Annotated in this window: 24 protein-coding genes and 1 other annotated feature; of the genes, 14 read left to right on the top strand and 10 right to left on the bottom strand. The window is 54.1% G+C overall.

The window, feature by feature from the left end; all coding sequences use genetic code 11:
- Positions 1-13: 13 nt before the first annotated feature.
- On the bottom strand, positions 14-892 hold the full coding sequence (gene nadK, locus PGQ95_RS20410; RefSeq protein ID WP_015370252.1) for an NAD(+) kinase: 879 nt from the start codon (positions 890-892) through the stop codon (positions 14-16).
- A 123-nt stretch (positions 893-1,015) separates the two neighbouring features.
- On the opposite strand from nadK, the gene grpE reads away from it, so the two are divergent.
- Positions 1,016-1,606, top strand: a complete 591-nt coding sequence (gene grpE, locus PGQ95_RS20405; RefSeq protein ID WP_015370253.1) for a nucleotide exchange factor GrpE — start codon at positions 1,016-1,018, stop codon at positions 1,604-1,606.
- A 102-nt stretch (positions 1,607-1,708) separates the two neighbouring features.
- On the opposite strand, the gene PGQ95_RS20400 is transcribed toward grpE, so the two are convergent.
- Together PGQ95_RS20400 and PGQ95_RS20395 are read right to left on the bottom strand one after the other, a co-directional pair.
- Positions 1,709-2,995 carry an HlyC/CorC family transporter gene (locus PGQ95_RS20400; RefSeq protein WP_026612238.1) on the bottom strand — a complete coding sequence of 429 codons (1,287 nt, stop codon included), beginning with the start codon at positions 2,993-2,995 and terminating at the stop codon, positions 1,709-1,711.
- A gap of 17 nt (positions 2,996-3,012) precedes the next feature.
- Positions 3,013-3,804, bottom strand: coding sequence for a cytochrome C assembly family protein (locus tag PGQ95_RS20395; protein ID WP_015703199.1), 792 nt, complete (start codon positions 3,802-3,804; stop codon positions 3,013-3,015).
- A gap of 166 nt (positions 3,805-3,970) precedes the next feature.
- Between PGQ95_RS20395 and ffh the strand changes: the two genes are divergently transcribed.
- The 7 genes from ffh to PGQ95_RS20360 all read left to right on the top strand — a co-directional run bounded on the left by ffh (position 3,971) and on the right by PGQ95_RS20360 (position 9,572).
- Positions 3,971-5,335 (top strand): signal recognition particle protein, encoded by a 1,365-nt coding sequence (ffh, locus tag PGQ95_RS20390; RefSeq protein WP_020078159.1) that lies wholly within the window; start codon positions 3,971-3,973, stop codon positions 5,333-5,335.
- Positions 5,336-5,573: 238 nt separating this feature from the next.
- Entirely contained in the window at positions 5,574-5,822 is a 249-nt protein-coding gene (gene rpsP / locus PGQ95_RS20385; RefSeq protein WP_015370257.1) for a 30S ribosomal protein S16, read from the top strand.
- Between the two features lie 18 nt (positions 5,823-5,840).
- Positions 5,841-6,389 carry a ribosome maturation factor RimM gene (gene rimM, locus PGQ95_RS20380; RefSeq protein WP_015703198.1) on the top strand — a complete coding sequence of 183 codons (549 nt, stop codon included), beginning with the start codon at positions 5,841-5,843 and terminating at the stop codon, positions 6,387-6,389.
- A 31-nt stretch (positions 6,390-6,420) separates the two neighbouring features.
- Positions 6,421-7,188 carry a tRNA (guanosine(37)-N1)-methyltransferase TrmD gene (trmD, locus tag PGQ95_RS20375; RefSeq protein ID WP_008806092.1) on the top strand — a complete coding sequence of 256 codons (768 nt, stop codon included), beginning with the start codon at positions 6,421-6,423 and terminating at the stop codon, positions 7,186-7,188.
- Positions 7,189-7,227: 39 nt separating this feature from the next.
- Entirely contained in the window at positions 7,228-7,575 is a 348-nt protein-coding gene (rplS, locus tag PGQ95_RS20370) for a 50S ribosomal protein L19 (RefSeq protein WP_002914145.1), read from the top strand.
- Positions 7,576-7,695: 120 nt separating this feature from the next.
- Positions 7,696-8,145, top strand: a complete 450-nt coding sequence (locus PGQ95_RS20365; RefSeq protein WP_113374586.1) for a DUF2946 domain-containing protein — start codon at positions 7,696-7,698, stop codon at positions 8,143-8,145.
- 56 nt (positions 8,146-8,201) lie between these two features.
- Positions 8,202-9,572: a PepSY-associated TM helix domain-containing protein gene (locus tag PGQ95_RS20360; RefSeq protein WP_430919166.1), complete on the top strand. Its 1,371-nt coding sequence runs from the start codon at positions 8,202-8,204 to the stop codon at positions 9,570-9,572.
- 5 nt (positions 9,573-9,577) lie between these two features.
- On the opposite strand, the gene PGQ95_RS20355 is transcribed toward PGQ95_RS20360, so the two are convergent.
- From PGQ95_RS20355 to PGQ95_RS20345, 3 genes are read right to left on the bottom strand one after another with little or no spacing between them, the layout of a single operon-like run.
- The gene (locus tag PGQ95_RS20355) at positions 9,578-10,057 is read right to left on the bottom strand and encodes an OmpA family protein (protein WP_087858626.1); all 480 of its coding nucleotides are present in this window, start codon (positions 10,055-10,057) and stop codon (positions 9,578-9,580) included.
- Between the two features lie 12 nt (positions 10,058-10,069).
- Positions 10,070-11,293 (bottom strand): diguanylate cyclase DgcN, encoded by a 1,224-nt coding sequence (gene dgcN, locus PGQ95_RS20350; RefSeq protein ID WP_087858625.1) that lies wholly within the window; start codon positions 11,291-11,293, stop codon positions 10,070-10,072.
- Positions 11,286-11,795: a YfiR family protein gene (locus tag PGQ95_RS20345; RefSeq protein ID WP_026612240.1), complete on the bottom strand. Its 510-nt coding sequence runs from the start codon at positions 11,793-11,795 to the stop codon at positions 11,286-11,288. Before PGQ95_RS20345 ends, dgcN begins: the two co-directional genes overlap by 8 nt.
- Positions 11,796-12,138: 343 nt before the next feature.
- Between PGQ95_RS20345 and aroF the strand changes: the two genes are divergently transcribed.
- The 3 genes from aroF (at position 12,139) to PGQ95_RS20330 (ending at position 15,281) form a co-directional block, all read left to right on the top strand.
- Positions 12,139-13,209: a 3-deoxy-7-phosphoheptulonate synthase AroF gene (aroF, locus tag PGQ95_RS20340; protein ID WP_213793409.1), complete on the top strand. Its 1,071-nt coding sequence runs from the start codon at positions 12,139-12,141 to the stop codon at positions 13,207-13,209.
- 9 nt (positions 13,210-13,218) lie between these two features.
- Positions 13,219-14,340: a bifunctional chorismate mutase/prephenate dehydrogenase gene (gene tyrA, locus PGQ95_RS20335; RefSeq protein ID WP_015703194.1), complete on the top strand. Its 1,122-nt coding sequence runs from the start codon at positions 13,219-13,221 to the stop codon at positions 14,338-14,340.
- Positions 14,341-14,408: 68 nt separating this feature from the next.
- The gene (locus PGQ95_RS20330) at positions 14,409-15,281 is read left to right on the top strand and encodes an SMP-30/gluconolactonase/LRE family protein (RefSeq protein WP_430919163.1); all 873 of its coding nucleotides are present in this window, start codon (positions 14,409-14,411) and stop codon (positions 15,279-15,281) included.
- On the opposite strand, the gene pheA is transcribed toward PGQ95_RS20330, so the two are convergent.
- From pheA to bamD, 4 genes are all read right to left on the bottom strand, one after another.
- Positions 15,278-16,438 (bottom strand): bifunctional chorismate mutase/prephenate dehydratase, encoded by a 1,161-nt coding sequence (gene pheA, locus PGQ95_RS20325; RefSeq protein ID WP_045378394.1) that lies wholly within the window; start codon positions 16,436-16,438, stop codon positions 15,278-15,280. The genes PGQ95_RS20330 and pheA overlap by 4 nt on opposite strands.
- 25 nt (positions 16,439-16,463) lie before the next feature.
- Positions 16,464-16,588: a sequence feature (Phe leader region), on the bottom strand.
- On the bottom strand, positions 16,540-16,587 hold the full coding sequence (pheL, locus tag PGQ95_RS20320) for a pheA operon leader peptide PheL (RefSeq protein WP_100279143.1): 48 nt from the start codon (positions 16,585-16,587) through the stop codon (positions 16,540-16,542). It overlaps the preceding feature by 48 nt.
- A 113-nt stretch (positions 16,589-16,701) precedes the next feature.
- Entirely contained in the window at positions 16,702-17,037 is a 336-nt protein-coding gene (raiA, locus tag PGQ95_RS20315; RefSeq protein ID WP_002914111.1) for a ribosome-associated translation inhibitor RaiA, read from the bottom strand.
- A 271-nt stretch (positions 17,038-17,308) separates the two neighbouring features.
- Positions 17,309-18,046 (bottom strand): outer membrane protein assembly factor BamD, encoded by a 738-nt coding sequence (gene bamD, locus PGQ95_RS20310; RefSeq protein WP_015370268.1) that lies wholly within the window; start codon positions 18,044-18,046, stop codon positions 17,309-17,311.
- Positions 18,047-18,177: 131 nt separating this feature from the next.
- Between bamD and rluD the strand changes: the two genes are divergently transcribed.
- From rluD to clpB, 3 genes are all read left to right on the top strand, one after another.
- A complete protein-coding gene (gene rluD, locus PGQ95_RS20305) occupies positions 18,178-19,158 on the top strand; it encodes a 23S rRNA pseudouridine(1911/1915/1917) synthase RluD (protein ID WP_047077159.1) in 981 nt (326 codons plus the stop codon).
- A complete protein-coding gene (gene yfiH / locus PGQ95_RS20300; protein WP_113374582.1) occupies positions 19,155-19,886 on the top strand; it encodes a purine nucleoside phosphorylase YfiH in 732 nt (243 codons plus the stop codon). Before rluD ends, yfiH begins: the two co-directional genes overlap by 4 nt.
- Before the next feature lie 129 nt (positions 19,887-20,015).
- Entirely contained in the window at positions 20,016-22,589 is a 2,574-nt protein-coding gene (clpB, locus tag PGQ95_RS20295) for an ATP-dependent chaperone ClpB (protein WP_015703191.1), read from the top strand.
- The last annotated feature ends 414 nt before the right edge of the window (positions 22,590-23,003 follow it).

The following is a 23,003-nucleotide window of genomic DNA, read 5'->3' as shown; positions in this document are numbered from 1 at the left end:
GCAGCTTGTAAAATCAGAACAATTTTTTCGACCAGCCCAACTTAGTGCTTAATGTATTGAAATAGCTGTAGTCTTTCGGGTGAATCAGATTGAGGTGATAATCACAGCGGCGGATGAGCACATCTTCGCCGTCCTGGATGGGTAGCGCAATCTGGCTGTCGCAGCTGATTTCCAGATCGTTGCAGCGCTGCGAGAAGCGCAGGCGAATGGTGCTATCGCCGTTAATCACCAGCGGCCGCGCTGATAGCGTATGCGGGAACATCGGTACCAGGGTGATGGCGTCCAGAGAAGGCGTGAGAATAGGGCCGCCGGCCGAGAGCGAATAGGCCGTCGAACCGGTAGGCGTGGAGATAATCAGGCCGTCGGAGCGCTGGGAGAAGGCGAACACTTCATCGATATAGACCTCGAACTCAATCATGTGCGCGACTTTACCCGGGTGCAGCACCACTTCATTGATAGCCGTGCTGATCCGCTTCTGGCAGTCATGCTGGCACACCTGGGCTTCCAGCAGAAAACGTTTTTCTGCGATATAGTGGCCTTCAAGTACGTCGGCCAACTGCTGGAGCGCGTTATCCGGGTCAAGGTCGGTAAGAAAACCAAGATTGCCGCGGTTAATGCCGATGACGTTGATGTCATAGCGCGCCAGGGTACGCGCCGCGCCGAGCATATTGCCGTCGCCGCCGACCACCACCGCCAGATCCGCCTGCTGGCCGATTTCCGCCAGCGTGCCGGTTTTAACATTGCTAAGCTGGAGTTCATGGGCGATTTGCTGCTCGACCAGCACCTCATAGCCTTTGCCGCATAGCCAGCGCCAGAGCATTTCATGTGTGGTCAGGGCGGTTGGGTGACGAGGGTGTCCCACAATGCCGATACACTTGAAATGGTTCTTCATGATCTGGATGTCCTTGGGTTAAATGAATGATGACAATCTGTCTGCTTCCCTTGAATCCCGGAAACTGATCCCCATAATAAGCGAAGTTAGCGAGATGAATGCGAAAAAAACGCGGAGAAATTCATGAGTAGTAAAGAACAGAAAACGCCTGAGGGGCAAGCCCCGGAAGAAATTATCACGGAGCAGCACGACAACGTAGAGGCGGTAGAGCCTGAGGTTTCTGCTGAGCAGGTGGATCCGCGCGATGAAAAAATTGCGAATCTGGAAGCACAGCTGGCCGAAGCGCAAAAGCGTGAACGTGATGTGATGCTGCGCGCAAAAGCGGAAGAAGACAACCTGCGTCGTCGCACCGAACAGGATATCGAGAAAGCGCATAAATTCGCCCTGGAGAAGTTCGTTAACGAACTGCTGCCGGTTATCGATAGCCTGGATCGCGCGCTGGAAGTGGCTGATAAAGCTAACCCGGATATGGCGCCGATGGTTGAAGGGATCGAACTGACTCTGAAATCGATGCTGGACGTCGTGCGTAAGTTTGGCGTGGAAGTGGTTGCCGATACCAACGTACCGCTGGATCCTAACGTGCATCAGGCCATCGCGATGGTCGAGTCTGACGATGTGGCTGCCGGCAACGTGCTGGGCGTGATGCAGAAGGGTTATACCCTGAACGGTCGTACTATTCGCGCCGCGATGGTAACCGTCGCGAAAGCGAAGTAATTCGTTAGTTCGCCAGTAACGGCTGCCTGCGGGTGGCCGTTTTTATTGGCTTTAAATAAAAAACGGCGAACCGAAGTTCACCGTTGTTCTTTGCTGGCTGCGCTATTCCGCCACGCTTTCGCGTAATGATTTCACCGGCATCACTTTCACCTGCTTAATCATATTGTCCTGTACGTCGAGAATATCGATATCATACTGTTCGATACGTACGCGGGTTCCAGGGACTGGGATCTCCTCCAGCGCTTCCAGAATGATGCCGTTTACGGTGCGCGCGTCGTCTTCCGGCAGGTGCCAGTTGAACGCTTTGTTGATTTCCCGCACGTTGGCGCCGCCGTCAATAATCACCGAGCCGTCATTAAGCGGCGTCACTTCTTCGGCAAGGGTCGGCGACATTGAGGTGGTGAAGTCTCCCACGATCTCTTCAAGAATATCTTCAACGGTGACCAGCCCCTGAATATCACCATATTCATCGACCACCAGGCCGACTTTCTTTTTATTACGCTGGAATTTCACCAATTGCGTGCTGAGTGGCGTACCTTCCGGCACAAAGTAAATCTCATCTGCCGCTCGCAACATGATCTCTTTTGTGAACTCTTTCTTTTCCGTCATCAGACGATAGGCTTCACGGACGCGCAGCATGCTGATGGCATCGTCCAGCGAATCACGATACAGCACGATACGGCCATGCGGCGAGTGGGTTAGCTGGCGGACGATAGATTTCCAGTCATCGTTGATATCGATACCGACGATCTCATTGCGCGGCACCATGATGTCATTAACGCTGACCTTTTCCAGATCCAGGACCGACAGCAGCATGTCCTGATTCCGCCGTGAGATTTGTGAACGGGATTCATTCACAATCGTTCGTAGTTCATCTTTGCTTAATGCGCCGCTAATGACGTGATCGGTTTTAATGCCCATCATGCGCATCAGTACGCGGGTAATGGTGTTCAACAGCCACACCAGCGGCATCATCAGTACCTGTAGCGGCGCCAACAGGAAACTGCTGGGGTAGGCGACCTTTTCCGGGTACAGGGCGGCAATGGTTTTAGGTAAGACTTCGGCAAACACCAGCACGACAAAGGTGAGCACGCCGGTGGCGATAGCCACGCCGGCGTCGCCGTACAGACGCATGCCGACGATGGTCCCCAGCGCTGAGGCCAGGATATTGACGAGGTTGTTGCCGATGAGCACCAGGCTAATGAGGCGGTCCGGCTTACGCAGCAGCTTTTCCACGCGCTTAGCCGGGCGGTTGCCTTGTTTCGCCATATGGCGCAGCCGATAGCGGTTCAGCGTCATCATGCCGGTTTCGGAACCGGAGAAATAGGCGGAGATAATCACCATGATGATCAGCGTGACGATCAGCGTGGTGGTAGAAATGTGTTCCAGGAGAGACTCCTTAGTCTTTAACTAACAAACTGCTGCAGGACGCGGCTGCCAAAATAAGCCAGGGTCAGCAACCCGGCTCCGGCGACGTTAAACCAGACCACCCGGCGGCCGCGCCAGCCTTCGTGGTAGTGCCCCCACAGCAGTACGATATAGACAAACCAGGCCACAATAGACAGCACCGCTTTATCAATATTTTCGGTATTGAACAGGTTGTGCATATAGAACAACCCGGTGCACAGCGTCAGGGTCAGCAGCACGACGCCAACCTGGGTGATATGAAACATTTTACGCTCAATACTCATCAGCGGCGGCATTTCGCTGCTGAAAGCCAGCTTTTTATTTTTAAGCTGATAGTCAATCCACGCCAGTTGCAGCGCGTATAGCGCGGCGATGATAAGCGTGGCGTAGGCAAAGAGCGACAGGCCGATATGCACCAACATCCCCGGAGTGGTTTCGAGGTGGGTGATGTACTCGTTAGGCACGAAGGTGGCGAAGGCGAGGTTGATTAGCGCAAACGCGTATACGATCGGTAGCAATAGCCAGCCGCGATTACGCGAGGCGACGATGGTCATCACCGTACAGATCATCAGGCTGACCAGTGAGCCGACGTTAAGTAAGCTGAGATTTTGCCCACCTTCGCCGCCGGGGAAAATACGTGACTCCAGCGCGAAGGCGTGGCAAATCAGCGCTATCGTCGCGGAGAGAATCGCCATCCGCCGCCAGCTGCTGTTTTTTTGCAGCAAGCCAGGGATGATCAGCGCAAGGCTGATGGAGTAGGCGACAAGGGCAAGTAGAGCAAACACAGGCATAGGAGCGTCGACTGTTGACTAAATAAGAAAGAGAAGCAGTATAGCGTCACGCGACGTCTGCTCCAACCGTTGCAGCACATTCAGGTTTATGTCGTGTTATACTGCGCCAAATTCGTATTTTTGTGTCGCTGCGGCGACCGACCGTTTCCACCTCAGGCGAGAGACAATGTTTGATAATTTAACCGATCGTTTGTCGCGTACGCTGCGCAACATTAGCGGCCGCGGACGCCTTACCGAAGACAACATTAAAGACACCCTGCGCGAAGTGCGCATGGCGCTGCTGGAGGCCGACGTCGCGCTTCCGGTGGTGCGTGATTTCATCAGCCGCGTCAAAGAGAGCGCGGTAGGACATGAAGTCAATAAAAGCCTGACGCCAGGTCAGGAGTTCGTCAAGATTGTCCGCAACGAGCTGGTTGCGGCGATGGGCGAAGAAAACCAGACGCTGGATTTAGCCGCGCAGCCGCCGGCCGTCGTCCTGATGGCGGGCCTGCAGGGTGCGGGTAAAACGACCAGCGTCGGTAAGCTGGGTAAATTCCTGCGCGAGAAGCACAAGAAAAAAGTGCTGGTCGTTTCCGCGGACGTATACCGCCCGGCGGCGATTAAACAGCTGGAAACGCTGGCTGAGCAGGTCGGCGTGGATTTCTTCCCGTCCGACGTTGGCCAGAAGCCGGTTGATATCGTCAACGCGGCGCTGAAAGAGGCGAAGCTGAAATTCTACGACGTGCTGCTGGTGGATACCGCCGGCCGTCTGCACGTCGATGAAGCGATGATGGACGAAATCAAACAGGTCCACGCCGCGATTAATCCGGTTGAGACGCTGTTTGTCGTCGATGCGATGACCGGTCAGGATGCGGCGAATACCGCGAAGGCCTTTAACGAAGCGCTGCCTTTGACCGGCGTAGTGCTGACCAAAGTGGACGGCGACGCCCGCGGCGGCGCGGCGCTGTCGATTCGTCATATCACCGGCAAGCCGATTAAATTCCTCGGCGTCGGCGAGAAAACCGAAGCGCTGGAGCCGTTCCATCCGGACCGTATCGCTTCCCGTATTCTCGGCATGGGCGATGTGCTGTCGCTTATCGAAGATATCGAGAGCAAAGTTGACCGCGCGCAGGCCGAGAAGCTGGCATCCAAGCTGAAGAAAGGCGACGGTTTCGATCTGACCGACTTCCTTGAGCAACTGCGCCAGATGAAAAACATGGGCGGCATGGCCAGCCTGATGGGCAAACTGCCGGGCATGGGGCAAATTCCCGATAACGTGAAAGCGCAGATGGACGACAAAGTGCTGGTGCGTATGGAAGCGATCATCAACTCGATGACGATGAAAGAGCGCGCCAAGCCGGAAATCATTAAAGGCTCGCGTAAACGCCGTATCGCCGCCGGTTGCGGGATGCAGGTGCAGGACGTGAACCGCTTGCTGAAGCAGTTCGACGACATGCAGCGCATGATGAAGAAGATGAAGTCGAAAGGCGGCATGATGAAGATGATGCGCGGGATGAAAGGGATGATGCCGCCAGGTTTTCCTGGCCGCTAATACGCGTCATAATTCAAGCCGCAGATGCGTTGGCTGCGTTCGTTCACCCCGGTCACGTACTTGTGTACGCTCCCGGGGATTTACTCACTTGCCGCCTTCCTGCAACTCGAATTATTTAGCGTATGTAGTTTTGAATTGATTTTTGCACAGAAATCAGTAAAATTTTCGGGCTTTTAATATGACACCGGGCTCCGTTCCTCGATGGGGCCCGGTTGTTTTATTCACACAAGAGGATGTTATGGTAACTATTCGTTTAGCACGTCACGGCGCTAAAAAGCGTCCGTTCTACCAGGTTGTTGTCACCGACAGCCGTAATGCACGCAACGGTCGCTTCATCGAGCGCGTTGGCTTCTTCAACCCGATCGCTACCGAGAAAGAAGAAGGCACCCGCCTGGATCTGGATCGTATCGCTCACTGGGTTGGCCAGGGCGCTACTGTTTCCGATCGCGTTGCCGCGCTGATCAAAGCCGCTAACAAAGCAGCTTAATCTGTCACGGTGGTCATGATGAGCAAGCAACACACCGCACAAGCACCTGTTGATCCGATTGTATTGGGCAAAATGGGTTCTTCCTACGGTATCCGTGGTTGGCTCAGAGTGTTTTCCTCCACCGAAGACGCTGAAAGCATTTTTGACTATCAGCCCTGGTTAATCCAGAAGGCGGGTCAGTGGCAGGTTGTTGAGCTGGAAAGCTGGCGCCACCACAATCAGGACATCATCATCAAGCTGAAAGGCATTGACGATCGTGATGCGGCGAATCTCCTGACTAATTGCGAAATTATCGTGGATTCATCGCAGCTGCCGGCGCTGGAAGAGGGCGACTATTACTGGAAAGACCTGATGGGCTGCCAGGTAGTTACCACCGAAGGCTATAGCCTGGGTAAAGTCATTGATATGATGGAAACCGGGTCGAATGACGTTCTCGTCATCAAGGCAAACCTGAAAGATGCATTTGGCATCAAGGAGCGGTTGGTTCCGTTCCTCGATGGGCAGGTTATCAAGAAAGTCGATCTCGCTACTCGTACTATCGAAGTAGATTGGGATCCTGGTTTTTAAATTCTCCGGATAAACGGTAAAAGACGGCGCTATGTGGATTGGCATAATTAGCCTGTTTCCTGAAATGTTCCGCGCAATTACCGATTACGGGGTAACTGGCCGGGCAGTAAAAAATGGCCTGCTGAGCATCGAAAGCTGGAGTCCTCGCGACTTCGCTCATGACCGGCACCGTACCGTGGACGATCGTCCTTACGGCGGCGGACCGGGGATGCTAATGATGGTTCAACCCTTACGGGATGCCATTCATGCAGCAAAAGCCGCGGCAGGTGAAGGCGCAAAGGTGATTTATCTGTCACCTCAGGGACGCAAGCTTGATCAAGCGGGCGTCAGCGAACTGGCAACGAATCAGAAACTGATTCTGGTGTGTGGTCGCTACGAAGGGATAGACGAGCGCGTAATCCAAACCGAAATTGACGAAGAATGGTCAATCGGCGATTACGTTCTCAGCGGTGGTGAGTTACCGGCAATGACGCTGATTGACTCCGTTTCCCGGTTCATTCCGGGAGTACTGGGACATGAAGCATCAGCAACGGAAGATTCCTTTGCTGATGGGTTGCTGGATTGCCCGCACTATACCCGTCCTGAAGTGTTAGAGGAGATGGAAGTACCGCCAGTATTGCTGTCGGGAAACCATGCTGAGATACGTCGCTGGCGTCTGAAGCAGTCGCTGGGCCGCACCTGGCTTAGAAGACCTGAACTTCTGGAAAACCTGGCTCTGACTGAAGAGCAAGCAAAGTTGCTGGCGCAGTTCAAAAGCGAACACGCGCAACAGCAGCATAAACATGATGGGCAGGCGTGAGCCCCCAATATCAGTTTACCCAGGATAAGAGATTAAATTATGAGCAACATTATTAAGCAACTTGAACAAGAACAGATGAAGCAGGACGTACCTTCCTTCCGTCCGGGTGATACCGTGGAAGTGAAAGTATGGGTTGTTGAAGGTTCCAAAAAACGTCTGCAGGCATTCGAGGGCGTGGTTATCGCTATTCGTAACCGCGGTCTGCACTCTGCATTCACTGTTCGTAAAATTTCCAACGGCGAAGGCGTTGAGCGTGTCTTCCAGACTCACTCTCCGGTAGTTGACAGCATTGCTGTTAAACGTCGTGGTGCTGTACGTAAAGCTAAACTGTACTACCTGCGTGAGCGTACCGGTAAGTCTGCTCGTATCAAAGAGCGTCTTAACTAAGATTCGCTTTCGCGACATCCTGATAGAAAGGGCTGGCCAGATGGCTGGCCCTTTTTTTATCTAAATTTTAACTATTTTGATGTAAATCAATTACAATATCGCCCGGATTTCGGAGGGGCGGTGAACGGCACTATTTTCTCACAATCAGCATTTCAACGGCGGGCCGGCTGGCTGGCGCTGTTTGCGATCCTGCTGATCGTGGTGGCGCCGCTGATCTCCATATCGCTACAGAAAGATCCAATGAGCGCAATGCCGGGCATGCATCATGCTATGCCGATGGGCGAGTCTCATGATGGGATGTCCGGGCATGAGATGGCCATGATGCACGGCGCTGACAGCGCGTCACAGCCGGCGCATAGCATGCCGGTTGATCACGCCGAAGCCTGCGGCTATTGCGTGCTATTAGCGCACGTACCGGGGCTGCTGTTCGCGCTGGCGCTGTTCTTCGCCATGATCCTGCGGCGCATTCGCCTGCCGGCTTCTCGCCCGGTATTAAAACACTGGCGCTACTTCCCCTGGCTCTACCCTGAAACCCGCGCGCCGCCGCGGCTGTCTGCTTTTTCCCTTTAATAAAAATGAATCTGCGTACTGCGCAACGACCTCTTTTGCTTTAAAAAAGGAAGAGTATGACAACCTGCACCTCGCGCGCGGCATGGTTAAACCTGCTGCGGCGCCTCCATTTCTATATTGGTCTGTTTATCGGACCATTTATCTTTGTCGCGGCCTTGACCGGCACGCTGTATGTCGCCACGCCGCAGCTGGAAAACTGGCTGTACCATGAGGCCTTACAGGGCTCGCTCAACGGCGAAAAACATCCTCTTAGCGCGCAAATTGCCGTCGCCAAAGAGGCCACGCAAAACAATCTCCGACTGCAGGCCGTGCGCCCGGGTATTACCGCCGGCGAAACGACGCGGGTGATGTTTGCCGACCCGCGGCTGGGGGAATCAGAAAACCGGGCTATTTTTGTTGACCCGGTGACGCTACGGGTCAAAGGCGATCTGACGGTTTACGGTACCAGCGGTATTTTACCGCTGCGCCAGTGGATTGATTACGCGCATAAATCATTGCTGCTGGGCGACGGCGGCAGACTGTACAGCGAACTGGCGGCCTCCTGGATGTGGGTCGCGGCGTTGGGCGGTATTGCGCTATGGGCGATGACCCGTCCGAAACGGCGGATAAATAATCGGCTGCAAAATACCCGCCGTCTGCACGTGATGCTGGGCTGGATGTTACTGGTTGGGATGTTACTGTTTTCCGCCACCGGCTTAACCTGGTCGCAGTGGGCGGGCGGTAACGTCGATAAGATGCGCGCCGCGTTTGGCTGGCTAACGCCGCAGGTCAATACGCAACTTCATGGCGGGGAGGCGATGCCGCCCGATCCGCACGCCGGGCACCACATGGCGCATATGGCAATGGATGAGCCACAGGTGAAAGTGACTGCGGATCGGTTCGATAGCGTATTACAGGTGGCGCAGGCCGCAGGGCTGACGGCCAGCAAGCTGGAGATCCGGCCGCCAAAAAGCGCGGGGATGGCGTGGACGGTGAATGAAATTGACCGTAGCTGGCCGACGTGGGTCGATGCGGTGGCCATCGATGGCGAGACGTTACAAGTCGTGGATCGTACCCGCTTTAGCGATTTCCCGTTAATGGCTAAGCTGACCCGTTGGGGCGTCGATTTTCATATGGGTTTACTGTTCGGGGTGGCGAACCAGTTGCTGTTGGTGGCATTCGGGTTGGCCCTGTGCGTCATGATCGTCGTCGGCTATCGCCTGTGGTGGATCCGCCGTCCGGCGCAGAGTGCGTTTAATCCTGCACAAACGTTGGTGCAAGCGTGGCTGGGGTTAAGTGTCGCCGCCCGGGCGCTTGCGCTGTTAATAGCGCTCCTGCTCGGGCTGGCGGTGCCGCTGATGGGCGTCAGCCTCGCGGCGTGCCTCGTGGTTGATTACCTGCGCTGGCGCGCGGCTTCAGCGATGAGGCTGGCAAAGTCGGTAGACTAACGTACTTAAGGCGTGCTGATCACCACGGTAACGCGGCGGTTTTCAGCACGGCCTGCCGCGGTATCGTTGCTGGCGATGGGGTACTTTTTACCTAACCCGCGGGTGGTTAAATTACTGCGCGGGATCTTCGCGCCTTCAGCCCAGGCATCCGCCACGCTGTTGGCGCGCTTTAATGACAGCGCTTCGTTGTAGCTGTCTTCGCCGTAGTTATCGGTATGACCTTCAAGACGGCTATGGGTAATACCGGTTTCAGCTAACCGTGCGGCCATACTGTGGATTTGCTGCTGGCTGTCGGGACGCAGGCGATAGTCGTTTTTGTCAAACAGAATGCTGTCAGACAAACCTAAAGACCAATCACCGGCGGCTTCGGTAAAGCCGTAAGACTTCATTGCCGCGACCTGTTCTTTCGAGAACTTACCTGGCGCCTGGCACCCAGTGAGGAGAAATGCAGCCAGAAGAGTGGGCGCAATATATTGCCTGAGCATAGTAATTCCTTCTTATTTTTGTGTGTGATGAAAACGCTGGTTTTTCATCCGATACATATTCTGATCGGCCAGTTCCTGCAGCTCCTCCACCGAGGTGTGTTCCCAGGTCAAAGCATAGCCAATACTTAGAGAGAGCGTTGCCGTGTGGCCATTGTGGAGGTTGAATGGCTGAAGAAACTGTTCGGACAGCGTTGCGCAAAGCGCCTGGACTTCGGTTTCTGTATGCACATCGTGCAATAAAATGGCGAATTCATCGCCGCCCAGGCGCCATGCCTGGTGTTGGTCGCCAACGAATGCCATCAGGCGGCTGGCGACCTCAATAAGGACTTTATCGCCGGCAGCGTGTCCCCAGTTATCGTTAATGAGTTTGAAATTATCGCCGTCAAGAAACAGCAGCGCTGAACTATGACGTGCCGCGTCATCGTCCATCAGCTTCCCGATGACGTTGCGAAACGCCGCGCGATTCGCCAATCCCGTTAGTGGATCATGCAACGAGCTGCGCAGCAGTTGCGCATTTTTCGCCTGTAGTTGACGCTGCCAATCCTCCATTTCTCCCAGCAGGCTATTGAAGTCCTGGGCAAAGAGATGGAATTCCTCAATACGCTCTTCCGGTACACGGCGCGAGAAATGGCGGTTTTCGCGGATATCATGTACCACTTCGGTAATACTTTGCAGCGCGGCGACAATACCGCGGTGCAGAGAATGGGTGAGCATCAGGGCGATAACGGACGCCAGCAGAATACTACCGGTCAACACGATCAGCGAAGTACCAAGAAAATGACTGATTAACCGATCGAGCGCCTTCAGACGAAGCTCACCGATTATTTTCCCCTGATGCCAGATTGGCTGGACGGTCGGTTCAGGAAACAGCCATTTACTAATATAACCACTGAATTTTTCGTTTTTAACTAAGGCGTCATTACGCCAATCGGCGAAATGGCGCTGACGGCTGTCCAGCAGCATAGCTTCGGAAAATTGTCCCTGTCTTCCAAGCGTCGCCAGCGTATCTTCTGCGGCGGTAGCATCGCCAAAAACCAGCGCCGCTTCGAGACTGCGGCCCATGGTTGCCGCGGTGAGCTCAAGATTTTTTTGCGCGTACTGTTTTAAAGTGATGACAGAGGCGGCACTGAGCAAAAGCCAGACCAGCGTCATCGAAATCACTACGCTTATCATACTGATTCGGCGTAACGCGTTTTTGAAAGTGGGGCGCGGGGCCTGAGAAAAATCCTTATTCATGTGATTTCTTCCGGGCAAGCATCAGTACGTCCGGATTGACCCGTACACCGCTATGCGTCAGGACATCCAGATTAACGGAAAACCTCACCCTATCGTCATTTATGAGCAAGCAAAAAGCGCTGCCAAAAGAGCAATCGGTATTTTGTTCCGCTATGAGTAATAGAGGACGGGAGCCATATTTTTTTGTTAATGCAGACTGCTGATCCGGGGTTTCGCTGCCGAAATACAAACCGTCGCAGCTGGCCTTTAGGGCTTCCTGTGAATTTCGAACTATCACCGGTTGATAAGGTAAATTTTCCGGCGCTTCCTGAGCCAAACTGCGGATATATCGGGAGGTGGAAAAAACGCATAACTTCGGCGGGCCGGATAAATTTGGCCAGCGCGTATAAGTCACAATCCCCGAAACTATGGCGCGAACGTTCTCAGATGTCTCAGCGGCAAAAGCGGGAACTCCCGCGATGAGCAAAAAGAAAAGCAAAAATAGACGGTAAAACTCTTTCATTAACGGGTCCGTCAAATCGTTATTGCACGGGAAACGCAGTTCGCAGTTGCCTGAGCGGAGAATAGCATTATTGGCAAAAAGCGTCATTAGCTGCCCCGGCCGCTTTGAGATAATCCTTACCAGGAATTTTAGTAAAGGAATGCGTAAAGCGCGGCGGCAAAAAGAGTCTTTCGTTATGTGTACATTTATGTGAACACTTTTCTGCTAATCCAATGTCAATTATTTTGCTGGTGTAAATTAATGTTTACGTAATATGGATTGATATCTTTACTTTATATGGTATGGTTACGTCATGCCCGCTGAGGCAACAACTATCGCAAACGAGCTATACAGGATCGCCATCATGCAAAAAGACGCGCTGAATAACGTACATATTACCGATGAACAAGTTCTGATTACCCCGGATCAGCTGAAAGCCGAATTCCCGTTAACCGTAGAGCAGGAAGCGCAGATCGCGCATTCCCGCCAGACTATTTCCAACATTATTGCCGGCCGCGATCCGCGTCTGTTGGTGGTCTGCGGTCCTTGCTCAATCCACGATCCGGAAGCTGCTATCGAATATGCTCGTCGATTTAAAGCCCTTGCCGCAGAGGTCAGCGATAGCCTCTACCTGGTGATGCGCGTCTATTTTGAAAAGCCACGTACCACCGTTGGCTGGAAAGGGCTGATTAACGATCCGCACATGGATGGCTCGTTTGATGTTGAAGGCGGTCTCAAGATCGCGCGTCGCCTGCTGGTTGATTTGGTCAATATGGGCCTGCCGCTGGCGACAGAAGCGCTCGATCCTAATAGCCCGCAGTACCTTGGCGATCTGTTCAGCTGGTCCGCCATCGGCGCGCGTACCACCGAATCGCAGACTCACCGTGAAATGGCATCCGGTCTGTCGATGCCGGTTGGTTTTAAAAACGGTACCGATGGCAGCCTGGCGACGGCGATCAACGCCATGCGTGCCGCCGCGATGCCGCACCGCTTCGTCGGTATCAACCAGGCCGGCCAGGTTTGTCTGCTGCAGACCCAGGGGAATCCGGATGGTCACGTCATTCTGCGCGGCGGCAAAGCGCCTAACTACGGCCCGGAAGACGTTGAGAAGTGCGAAAAAGAGATGGCGCAGGCGGGACTGAAACCGTCGCTGATGATAGATTGCAGTCATGGTAATTCCAATAAAGACTACCGTCGTCAGCCGGCGGTTGCGGAATCCGTCGTCGCGCAGATCAAAGATGGCAACCGTTCCATCATTGGCCTGATGATTGAGAGCAATATCCACGAAGGCAATCAGTCTTCTGAGCAGCCCCGTTGCGATATGAAGTACGGCGTATCCGTCACCGATGCCTGCATCAGCTGGGAAACTACCGATGCACTGCTGCGCGAGCTCGATTGCGATCTGCGCGGACATCTGGCGGCACGTCTGGGTTAAGAGGATTGTATGGTTGCTGAACTGACCGCATTGCGCGATCAAATTGATGAAGTTGATAAGGCGCTGCTTGATTTGCTGGCAAAGCGCCTGGAGCTGGTGGCGGAAGTTGGCGAGGTTAAGAGTAAATATGGCCTGCCCATTTACGTACCGGAACGCGAAGCCGCGATGCTGGCTTCCCGCCGGGAAGAGGCGGCGGCGCTCGGCGTGCCGCCGGATCTTATCGAGGATGTCCTGCGCCGGGTGATGCGCGAATCGTATTCAAGTGAAAACGACAAAGGCTTCAAAACGCTGCATCCGAACCTGCGCCCGGTGGTCATTGTTGGCGGCGGCGGGCAGATGGGGCGTCTGTTTGAGAAGATGCTGACGCTGTCAGGTTATCAGGTGCGGGTGCTGGAAAAAGAAGACTGGCCGCGGGCGACAGAGATTGTCGCCGATGCCGGGATGGTTATCGTCAGCGTTCCGATCCATACCACAGCAGAGACGATTTCGCGTCTGCCGCCGCTGCCGGCGGATTGCATTCTGGTCGATCTGGCTTCCATCAAAGCCGAGCCGCTGCAGGCGATGCTGGCGGCGCATAACGGCCCGGTATTGGGATTACACCCGATGTTCGGTCCGGATAGCGGCAGCCTGGCGAAACAGGTGGTGGTGTACTGCGACGGGCGTCAGCCGGAAGCGTATCAGTGGTTCCTTGAACAGATTCAGGTCTGGGGCGCGCGACTGCACCGCATCAGCGCCGTTGAGCACGATCAGAACATGGCGTTTATTCAGGCGTTGCGTCACTTTGCCACTTTCGCCTATGGCCTGCATCTGGCCGAAGAGAACGTTCGTCTTGAACAACTATTGGCGCTCTCTTCGCCGATTTATCGGCTGGAGCTGGCGATGGTGGGGCGTCTGTTTGCCCAGGATCCGCAGCTGTATGCCGACATCATTATGTCGTCAGAAAATAATCTGGCGTTGATTAAGCGCTACTACCAGCGTTTCGGCGAAGCGATTGGCCTGCTGGAGCAGGGCGATAAACAGGCGTTTATCGACAGCTTCCGTAAAGTCGAACACTGGTTTGGCGATTACGCCCAGCGCTTCCAGAGCGAAAGCCGCACGCTGCTGCGTCAGGCGAATGATAATCGACAGTAAGTCCGCTAAACGTGTATACAATAAAGCCAGAGGGGTAACCCGCTGGCTTTTTTTATAGGGATGAAAAGATGGCTCAACCGCAACCGCTGTTTGATTACGTCGGGCACCTGCCGGAATGCCCAACCTGGAGCGATGCCGAACAGGCACTGTACTGGGCGGATATTCTGGAGTGCGAAATTCACCGCTACGATACACGCGGTAAAGAACACCAGGTTCTGCAATTTCCCGAAGAAGTGGGCTGTTTTGCTCTGCGCGAGAAGGGCGGTTTTATCGTCGCATTACGTAGCGGTATCTGGCTTTGTGATGCCCGAGGTCTGCTGCAACGCAAAATCTGTGATAACCCAAGTAACCCGGAGCTGGCGCGTTTTAACGACGGCGGCACCGACCGGGATGGCCGTTTTTACGCAGGCACCTTCTGGGGGCCGGGGGATTACAACGGCGCGCTTCTGGTACGGATTGATAATGACCTGACGCCAAAGGTGGTGCAGTGCGATATTCATGGTGCTAATGGTCTGGCGTTTAGCGACGATAAGCGCTGGATGTATACCTCCGATACGCCGAACGCGGTCATTTACCGCACGCCGCTGGATGAGCAGGGCGAGCCGGGCAAACGGGAAGTACTTCGTCGTTTCCATCCGGGAGAGGGGATCCCTGACGGTGCGGCGGTTGATGAAGAAGGCTGTTACTGGAGCGCGATGTTTGACGGCTGGCGGATTGCCCGTTTTTCGCCGAACGGAGAACAACTGGAAGAGTATCGCGTGCCGGTGCGTTGCCCCACGATGGTGTGTTTCGGCGGCGCGGATATGAAAACGCTCTATATCACTACTACCCGGGAAAATATGGACGCCGACGAAGTGGCGCAATATCCGCTTTCCGGCGCCATCTTCACCCTGCCGGTTGCGGTGGCAGGGATGAAGAAACGGCAATTTATTGAACGTTAAGCCGGGTCGACCGGCACGACGTTTTCGCTTGGGTAACAGCCCAGTACTTTCATCGAACGGGTAATTTCGGCCAGCTCTTTTAAAGCCTTACGTAGCGGAAGGGATTCCAGGTTGGCCTGAATATCCAGATAAAACATCTCTTCCCACGGGTTACCGTGGATTGGCCGCGATTCCAGCTTGCTCATGATCAGGTTGTGGTTACGCAGCACCAGTAGCGCTTCAACCAGCGCGCCTGCCTGTTGGCCGGTGGCGATTAACAGCGTCGTTTTCGCCGGCACCTGATCGGATACGTTCACCGCTTTACGCGCCAGTACCAGGAAACGAGTGATGTTTTGCGTCTGGTTAGCCTGGCAGTGCTCCAGCACCTGCAGCCCGTACAGCGCGCCGCCGGCCTCGCTACCCAGCGCGGCAACGGTGGGGGATTTTGCTTGCGCGACCTTTTCCATCGCCGCCGAGGTGCTCTCGGTGTACTCGATTTTCCAGTGCGGATAGCGGCTTAAATACTGGCTGCACTGCTGGAACGGCTGCGGATGGCTATAGACGGTCTTGATCTTATCGGCGTCCGTTGAGGAGGAAACGAGCACACAGTGATCGATTGGCAGCGTCAGTTCGCCGACGATCGACAGACTGGTATGCTGCAGCAGATCGTACACATCGTTGATCCCGCCGGAGCTGGTGTTTTCAATCGGCACGACGGCGTAATCGGCCTGACCGGTTTCGACCTGCTCAAAGATATCGGCGAATTTCGCGCAGCCGCTTTCGATAAATTGCTCAAAATGACGCGCGGCGTACTGGCGCGCGGCAAGATGTGAGTACGAGCCTTTAGGCCCCAGGAAGGCGATACGCGCGGAGTGGGGGTTAATCTTATTAAGATGCTGCTGCAGAAGCGCCTGCTGGGTAAGAACGGAGTCTTCAATAATCAGCTGGAACAGGCGGGTAATGTAGTGGGCGTCCAGATGGTGCTTTTTGCCAAGCGTCATTAAACGCTCCAGCAGGTCGCGTTCGCGGTCGATATCGCGTACCGGACGGTGCGATTCCAGCTTCGCTTTCCCGACCTCCACCGCCAGGCCGCGGCGTTCAGCCAGCAGCGCGAGCAGTTTTTCATCCAGGGCGCTTATTTTGTCGCGCAGGGCCAGTAATGGGTTTTCCTCGGTCATGATTGTGTTGCCTTTCTTGTTATCAATAAAAAAGGCCTCCCGCGTGGGAGGCCTTGTTATTCGTCTTCGCATTCTTTCTTATACGACGAACCGCCTCCCAGTCAGGGGAAGGTAAAAAAGAATGCGAAGAAGAACGGGAGTCGTTTCACGATGAATTCCTTAGGTTAGTGTGGATTACAGTACCTGTACTGTTTTCATCCTGTCAATTAAAAAACGAAAAACGCGCCCGAAGGCGCGTGGCATGACACAACTTAAGTTAAGGATTACTCTTCTTCTTCCACAAAGCCTGCCTCTTTCACCGATGTGGCGGCGCGGCGGGCTTCCCCTTTGTGTTGCACTTTATTCAGCTGCCGTTCCAGCTTGTTGATCAATTCGTTAATGGCGGCGTACATGTCTTCATGACGCGCGCTGGCAACCAGATGACCGTTCGGCGTATTGATGGTTGCGTCAGCAATAAAACCCTGCGGCTCCTTAGAGAGAATGATGTGCGGGTTGATTAAATGAGTTTGCCACTTATCCAGTTTGGCGAGACGGTCTGCGACATGCTGGCGGATTGCCGGAGTAATTTCCATTTGTTTACTGGTAATGTTCATTGTCATAAATTTTACCTCTTGTCTTTCCCGTCTTGGTGAACCCAGCATACCTCGCCCAATGTCAAAATGTGTGATCTAAATCACATTTAAATGTCACTTTTTGTCAACGAATTCATTTTGTGAGACAGGACAGGAACGGATGAGATTTTACTTGTCGAAATGAAGAAAGGGGGCCATATTTGATGAGTTAACTCGGCGCTAAACCGCTTCAGCGCTGGTGTTCATTGAATAAAAAAACGGCAGCCAGGGGCTGCCGTTTTGCTTTCTGCTATCACCCTCAGGTGTTTTTGCCGTTGGCGGCGATGATTTTGGCGACTTTGTCAGCCTGCGCGTTCATTTGCATCTGACGATAGGCGTTTTCCATCTTCGGCAGCGCATCGCGAGTGGCCTGCGTATCCGGGTAGTTACGCAGCATGCCGTCAACGCGGTTCACGACGGCAACCCAGGCGCCGCGGTCGGTGTAATAATCCACCACCGATAGCTCATACTTCGCCAGACGGTCTTTCAGGAACACCAGACGCTTGTAGGCGTCAGTGGCGTACTGACTGTTCGGATAACCGCGAACCAGCTTCGAGAAATCATTGAATGCGTCGCGAGCGTGCTGCGGGTCGCGGTCGGAACGATCGACGCCGAAGAAGCCCTGCAGGGCGCTGTCATCAAGGGCCATGTTAGTCAGGCCGCGCATATAGATGACGTAGTCAATGTTTGGATGCGTAGGATTCAGACGAGCGAAACGATCGATTGCGGCTTGAGCCAGCGGCAAATCGGCATTTTTGTAATACGCATAAATCAGGTCCAGCTGTACCTGTTGGGAGTAAGGACCAAATGGATAGCGATTATCCAACGCTTCCAGTTGCGTTATTGCCTGTTTCCAGTTACCGTCCTGCAACTTTTGCTGGGCGGTCGCGTAAATTTCATTCGGCGGATTATCAGGCACCTCCTCCTTTGAGCCAGAGCAACCCACCAAAGCCAGGCTCAGTGTGGCTGCTGCCACCAGGTATTTCATGCGCGTCATGACGTTTTGACTTCCTCAAAATGTTTATGCGGGAGAATCTCTGTTCCTGCTCCCGATTAAGACCAGCTACAATAGCACACTATATTAAACGGCAAAGCCGTAAAACCCAACGTTAAACGAAGAAGCTGTATATGGCACAACGAGTACAACTCACCGCAACGGTGTCCGAAAATCAACTCGGTCAACGCTTAGATCAGGCTTTGGCCGAATTGTTCCCGGATTATTCACGTTCGCGGATAAAAGAATGGATCCTTGACCAGCGCGTGCTGGTAAACGGCAACGTCATCGACAAGCCGAAAGAAAAAGTTTTTGGCGGCGAGGCCGTCTCTATCGATGTTGAGATCGAGGAAGACGTGCGTTTTGAACCGCAGGATATTCCGCTCAATATCGTCTATGAAGATGACGACATCCTGGTCATCAACAAACCACGTGATTTGGTTGTGCACCCCGGTGCGGGCAACCCTGACGGTACTGTGCTGAATGCGCTGCTGCATTACTATCCGCCCATTGCCGATGTCCCTCGCGCGGGTATTGTTCACCGTCTGGATAAAGACACCACCGGCCTGATGGTCGTGGCGAAGACTATTCCGGCGCAAACGCGTCTGGTCGAGTCGCTGCAGCTGCGCGAAATTACCCGCGAGTATGAAGCGGTGGCCATCGGCCATATGACCGCTGGCGGTACGGTTGAAGAACCAATCAGCCGTCACCCAACCAAGCGTACGCATATGGCGGTTCACCCGATGGGTAAACCGGCGGTGACCCATTACCGCATTATGGAGCATTTCCGTATCCACACCCGTTTGCGCCTGCGTCTGGAAACCGGCCGTACCCACCAGATTCGCGTCCATATGGCGCATATCACCCATCCTCTGGTGGGCGATCAGGTTTACGGCGGCCGCCCGCGTCCGCCGAAAGGGGCATCGGACGAGTTCATCAACGCGCTGCGCAAATTCGATCGCCAGGCATTGCACGCGACCATGCTGCGTTTGTATCACCCAATAACCGGCATTGAGATGGAATGGCACGCGCCGATCCCGCAGGATATGGTGGAACTGATCGACGCCATGCGCGCCGATTTTGAAGCCCATAAGGACGATATTGACTGGCTATGACAAAGCTGATTGTTCCGCAGTGGCCTATGCCGAAAGGCGTAGCGGCCTGTAGTTCTACTCGTTTGGGCGGCGTGAGCCTGCCTCCGTATGACTCGTTGAACCTTGGCGCCCATTGCGGCGACGATCTCCTGCATGTCGAAGAAAACCGCCGGCGGATGTTTGCCGCTGGCGGATTACCCTCTTATCCGGTGTGGCTGGAGCAGGTGCATGGCACCACGGTACTAAAATTGGATGGCGGGCCGTACGTGTCAAAACGCGCCGATGCGTCATACTGTAATAGGCCGGGTACCGTTTGTGCGGTGATGACCGCGGACTGCCTGCCGGTGCTGTTCTGTAACCGCGCCGGAACCGAGGTAGCGGCGGCGCACGCCGGATGGCGCGGCTTATGTGAAGGCGTACTGGAAGAAACGGTCGCCTGCTTTAAAGATAAACCGGAAAATATTCTGGCCTGGCTTGGTCCGGCAATTGGCCCAGAGGCGTTTGAAGTCGGTGCGGAAGTACGCGAGGCTTTCATCGCCAAAGATGCCCAGGCGGAGAGCGCCTTCCGTCCTGCCGGTGAAAAATATTTTGCTAATATCTATCAATTGGCTCGTCAGCGTCTGGCTAACGTCGGCGTTGAGCAGATTTTCGGCGGCGATCGTTGCACTCTAAGTGAAAAGGATGATTTTTTCTCTTATCGTCGCGACAAGACCACAGGTCGTATGGCAAGTTTCATTTGGCTGATATAACCTAGAGAATCAAGACGATCCAGAAGGCAAACTTATTTTTCACATAGTTCAGGTCTTTAACCTTGAATAATTGAGGGATGACCTCATTTAATCTCCAGTAGCAAATTTGACCTGTTTATGGGAGGAGTTATGCGTCTGGATCGTCTTACTAATAAATTCCAGCTTGCTCTTGCCGATGCCCAGTCGCTAGCACTCGGGCACGACAACCAATTCATCGAACCACTTCATCTAATGAGCGCCTTGCTGAATCAGGAAGGGGGATCGGTACATCCTTTATTAACCTCGGCGGGTGTTAACGCCGTGGCGTTACGTAGCCAAATCGAACAGGCGCTGAGCCGTTTACCGCAGGTAGAAGGTACCGGCGGCGACGTGCAGCCGTCTCAGGATCTGGTGCGTATTCTCAATCTTTGCGACAAGCTGGCGCAAAAGAGAAAGGATAACTTTATTTCGTCAGAACTGTTTGTTCTGGCGGCGCTTGAATCACGCGGTACGCTGACCGACCTGCTGAAATCTGCCGGAGCAACAACCGCCAATGTGACTCAGGCGATTGAACAAATGCGCGGAGGTGAAAGCGTGAACGATCAGGGTGCCGAAGACCAACGTCAGGCATTGAAAAAATTTACCGTCGATCTGACCGAACGGGCCGAACAAGGCAAGCTGGACCCGGTGATCGGCCGTGATGAAGAGATCCGTCGTACCATCCAGGTACTTCAGCGCCGTACTAAAAACAACCCGGTGCTGATTGGTGAGCCTGGGGTGGGTAAAACAGCAATCGTCGAAGGACTGGCGCAGCGTATCGTCAACGGCGAAGTACCAGAAGGGCTGAAAGGCCGTCGGGTATTGGCGCTGGATATGGGCGCGCTGGTGGCCGGGGCGAAATATCGCGGTGAATTCGAAGAGCGTCTGAAAGGCGTGCTGAACGATCTGGCGAAACAGGAAGGCAACGTTATCCTGTTTATCGATGAGCTGCACACCATGGTCGGCGCGGGTAAAGCCGACGGCGCGATGGATGCCGGCAACATGCTGAAGCCGGCCCTGGCGCGCGGTGAACTGCACTGCGTCGGTGCCACCACCCTTGATGAATACCGGCAGTACATTGAAAAAGACGCCGCGCTGGAACGTCGTTTCCAGAAAGTGTTCGTTGCCGAGCCGACGGTAGAAGATACCATCGCGATTCTGCGCGGTCTGAAAGAACGTTATGAACTGCACCACCACGTGCAGATCACTGACCCGGCCATCGTGGCGGCGGCGACCCTGTCGCATCGCTATATTGCTGACCGTCAGTTGCCGGATAAAGCCATCGACCTTATCGATGAAGCGGCCTCCAGTATCCGTATGCAGATAGACTCGAAGCCGGAAGAGCTGGACCGTCTCGATCGCCGTATCATCCAGTTGAAGCTGGAACAGCAGGCGCTGAAGAAAGAGGCGGATGAAGCGAGCCTGAAGCGTCTCGATATGCTTAATGAAGAGCTGGCGGACAAAGAAAGTCAGTATTCGGTGCTGGAAGAAGAGTGGAAAGCGGAAAAAGCATCGCTGTCCGGTACGCAGACTATTAAAGCTGAGCTGGAACAAGCCAAAATTGCCATCGAACAAGCACGACGTCTTGGCGACCTCGCGCGGATGTCCGAACTGCAATACGGTAAAATTCCGGAGCTGGAAAAACAGCTGGCGGCAGCCACCCAGTCTGAAGGCAAAACGATGCGCCTGTTACGTAACAAAGTAACCGATGCCGAGATTGCCGAAGTGCTGGCGCGCTGGACCGGGATTCCGGTGGCGCGCATGATGGAAAGCGAGCGTGAGAAACTGCTGCGTATGGAGCAGGATCTACATCATCGCGTCATTGGCCAGGATGAGGCGGTTGAAGCGGTATCCAACGCCATTCGCCGTAGCCGTGCCGGGTTGTCTGACCCGAACCGGCCAATTGGTTCGTTCCTGTTCCTCGGCCCGACCGGGGTGGGTAAAACCGAGCTTTGCAAAACGCTGGCTAACTTCATGTTCGACAGCGACGACGCGATGGTGCGTATCGATATGTCCGAGTTTATGGAGAAACACTCCGTCTCGCGTCTGGTCGGTGCGCCTCCGGGATACGTGGGTTACGAAGAGGGCGGGTATCTGACCGAAGCGGTCCGTCGTCGTCCTTATTCCGTCATCCTGCTGGATGAAGTGGAAAAAGCGCATCCGGATGTATTTAACATTCTGCTGCAGGTGCTTGACGATGGTCGCTTGACCGACGGGCAGGGGAGAACGGTCGACTTCCGTAATACGGTTGTCATCATGACCTCTAACCTCGGTTCCGATCTGATTCAGGAACGTTTCGGCGAGCTGGACTACGGTCATATGAAGGATCTGGTGCTTGGCGTGGTTAGCCAGCGCTTCCGTCCGGAGTTTATCAACCGTATTGATGAAGTGGTGGTCTTCCATCCGTTGGGTGAAAAACACATTGCTTCTATTGCGCAGATCCAACTGCAGCGTTTGTATAAACGTCTGGAAGAGCGCGGCTATGAAGTGCATATGTCCGATGAGGCGCTGAAGCTGCTGAGCGAAAATGGCTACGACCCGGTATACGGTGCGCGTCCATTGAAACGTGCCATCCAGCAACAGATAGAGAACCCGTTAGCCCAGCAAATCCTCTCTGGCGAGCTGGTTCCGGGTAAAACCGTCGAGCTGGTGGTGAAAGACGACCGTATCGTGGCAGTGCAGTAAGTCACAAAACGACAAAAACGGGCCCTCTGGGCTCGTTTTTGTTTAAAAACCAGGCAAGAATTAAAGTCCAAACGATGGTTTGGTTGAAAAGTGAGCGCTTGAATTGTTTTTTTGAATTTATGCTTGTCACTTCAGAATTACTCCCTATAATGCGCCTCCACTGACACGGAACAACGGCAAACAAGCCGCCGGGTCAGCAGGGTTTCAGCAGTGAAATACGACGCTGAAAACCGACAGGGAAAAGCGAAATAAGCGCTTGACTCTGAATGAGGAAAACGTATTATACGGGACCTCGCAACGGTGAGCTGAAAGCCGCCTTGCAACTGCTCTTTAACAATTTATCAGACAATCTGTGTGGGCACTCAAAGTGACATGGATTCTTAACGTCCTCGGACGAAAAATGAATACCAAGTC

It is taken from the genome of Klebsiella sp. 141240, from assembly GCF_050600805.1.
GTDB lineage: Bacteria > Pseudomonadota > Gammaproteobacteria > Enterobacterales > Enterobacteriaceae > Klebsiella > Klebsiella aerogenes.
This window is presented reverse-complemented; position numbering and strand designations above follow the sequence as displayed.

What these genes read in the sequence shown, in the direction of transcription:
- nadK (WP_015370252.1), bottom strand. Translation starts at nt 892, where the DNA reads ATGAAGAACCATTTCAAGTGTATCGGCATTGTGGGACACCCTCGTCAC.
- grpE (WP_015370253.1), top strand. Translation starts at nt 1,016, where the DNA reads ATGAGTAGTAAAGAACAGAAAACGCCTGAGGGGCAAGCCCCGGAAGAA.
- PGQ95_RS20395 (WP_015703199.1), bottom strand. Translation starts at nt 3,804, where the DNA reads ATGCCTGTGTTTGCTCTACTTGCCCTTGTCGCCTACTCCATCAGCCTT.
- ffh (WP_020078159.1), top strand. Translation starts at nt 3,971, where the DNA reads ATGTTTGATAATTTAACCGATCGTTTGTCGCGTACGCTGCGCAACATT.
- rpsP (WP_015370257.1), top strand. Translation starts at nt 5,574, where the DNA reads ATGGTAACTATTCGTTTAGCACGTCACGGCGCTAAAAAGCGTCCGTTC.
- rimM (WP_015703198.1), top strand. Translation starts at nt 5,841, where the DNA reads ATGAGCAAGCAACACACCGCACAAGCACCTGTTGATCCGATTGTATTG.
- trmD (WP_008806092.1), top strand. Translation starts at nt 6,421, where the DNA reads ATGTGGATTGGCATAATTAGCCTGTTTCCTGAAATGTTCCGCGCAATT.
- rplS (WP_002914145.1), top strand. Translation starts at nt 7,228, where the DNA reads ATGAGCAACATTATTAAGCAACTTGAACAAGAACAGATGAAGCAGGAC.
- PGQ95_RS20360 (WP_430919166.1), top strand. Translation starts at nt 8,202, where the DNA reads ATGACAACCTGCACCTCGCGCGCGGCATGGTTAAACCTGCTGCGGCGC.
- PGQ95_RS20355 (WP_087858626.1), bottom strand. Translation starts at nt 10,057, where the DNA reads ATGCTCAGGCAATATATTGCGCCCACTCTTCTGGCTGCATTTCTCCTC.
- dgcN (WP_087858625.1), bottom strand. Translation starts at nt 11,293, where the DNA reads ATGAATAAGGATTTTTCTCAGGCCCCGCGCCCCACTTTCAAAAACGCG.
- PGQ95_RS20345 (WP_026612240.1), bottom strand. Translation starts at nt 11,795, where the DNA reads ATGAAAGAGTTTTACCGTCTATTTTTGCTTTTCTTTTTGCTCATCGCG.
- aroF (WP_213793409.1), top strand. Translation starts at nt 12,139, where the DNA reads ATGCAAAAAGACGCGCTGAATAACGTACATATTACCGATGAACAAGTT.
- tyrA (WP_015703194.1), top strand. Translation starts at nt 13,219, where the DNA reads ATGGTTGCTGAACTGACCGCATTGCGCGATCAAATTGATGAAGTTGAT.
- PGQ95_RS20330 (WP_430919163.1), top strand. Translation starts at nt 14,409, where the DNA reads ATGGCTCAACCGCAACCGCTGTTTGATTACGTCGGGCACCTGCCGGAA.
- pheA (WP_045378394.1), bottom strand. Translation starts at nt 16,438, where the DNA reads ATGACCGAGGAAAACCCATTACTGGCCCTGCGCGACAAAATAAGCGCC.
- raiA (WP_002914111.1), bottom strand. Translation starts at nt 17,037, where the DNA reads ATGACAATGAACATTACCAGTAAACAAATGGAAATTACTCCGGCAATC.
- bamD (WP_015370268.1), bottom strand. Translation starts at nt 18,046, where the DNA reads ATGACGCGCATGAAATACCTGGTGGCAGCAGCCACACTGAGCCTGGCT.
- rluD (WP_047077159.1), top strand. Translation starts at nt 18,178, where the DNA reads ATGGCACAACGAGTACAACTCACCGCAACGGTGTCCGAAAATCAACTC.
- yfiH (WP_113374582.1), top strand. Translation starts at nt 19,155, where the DNA reads ATGACAAAGCTGATTGTTCCGCAGTGGCCTATGCCGAAAGGCGTAGCG.
- clpB (WP_015703191.1), top strand. Translation starts at nt 20,016, where the DNA reads ATGCGTCTGGATCGTCTTACTAATAAATTCCAGCTTGCTCTTGCCGAT.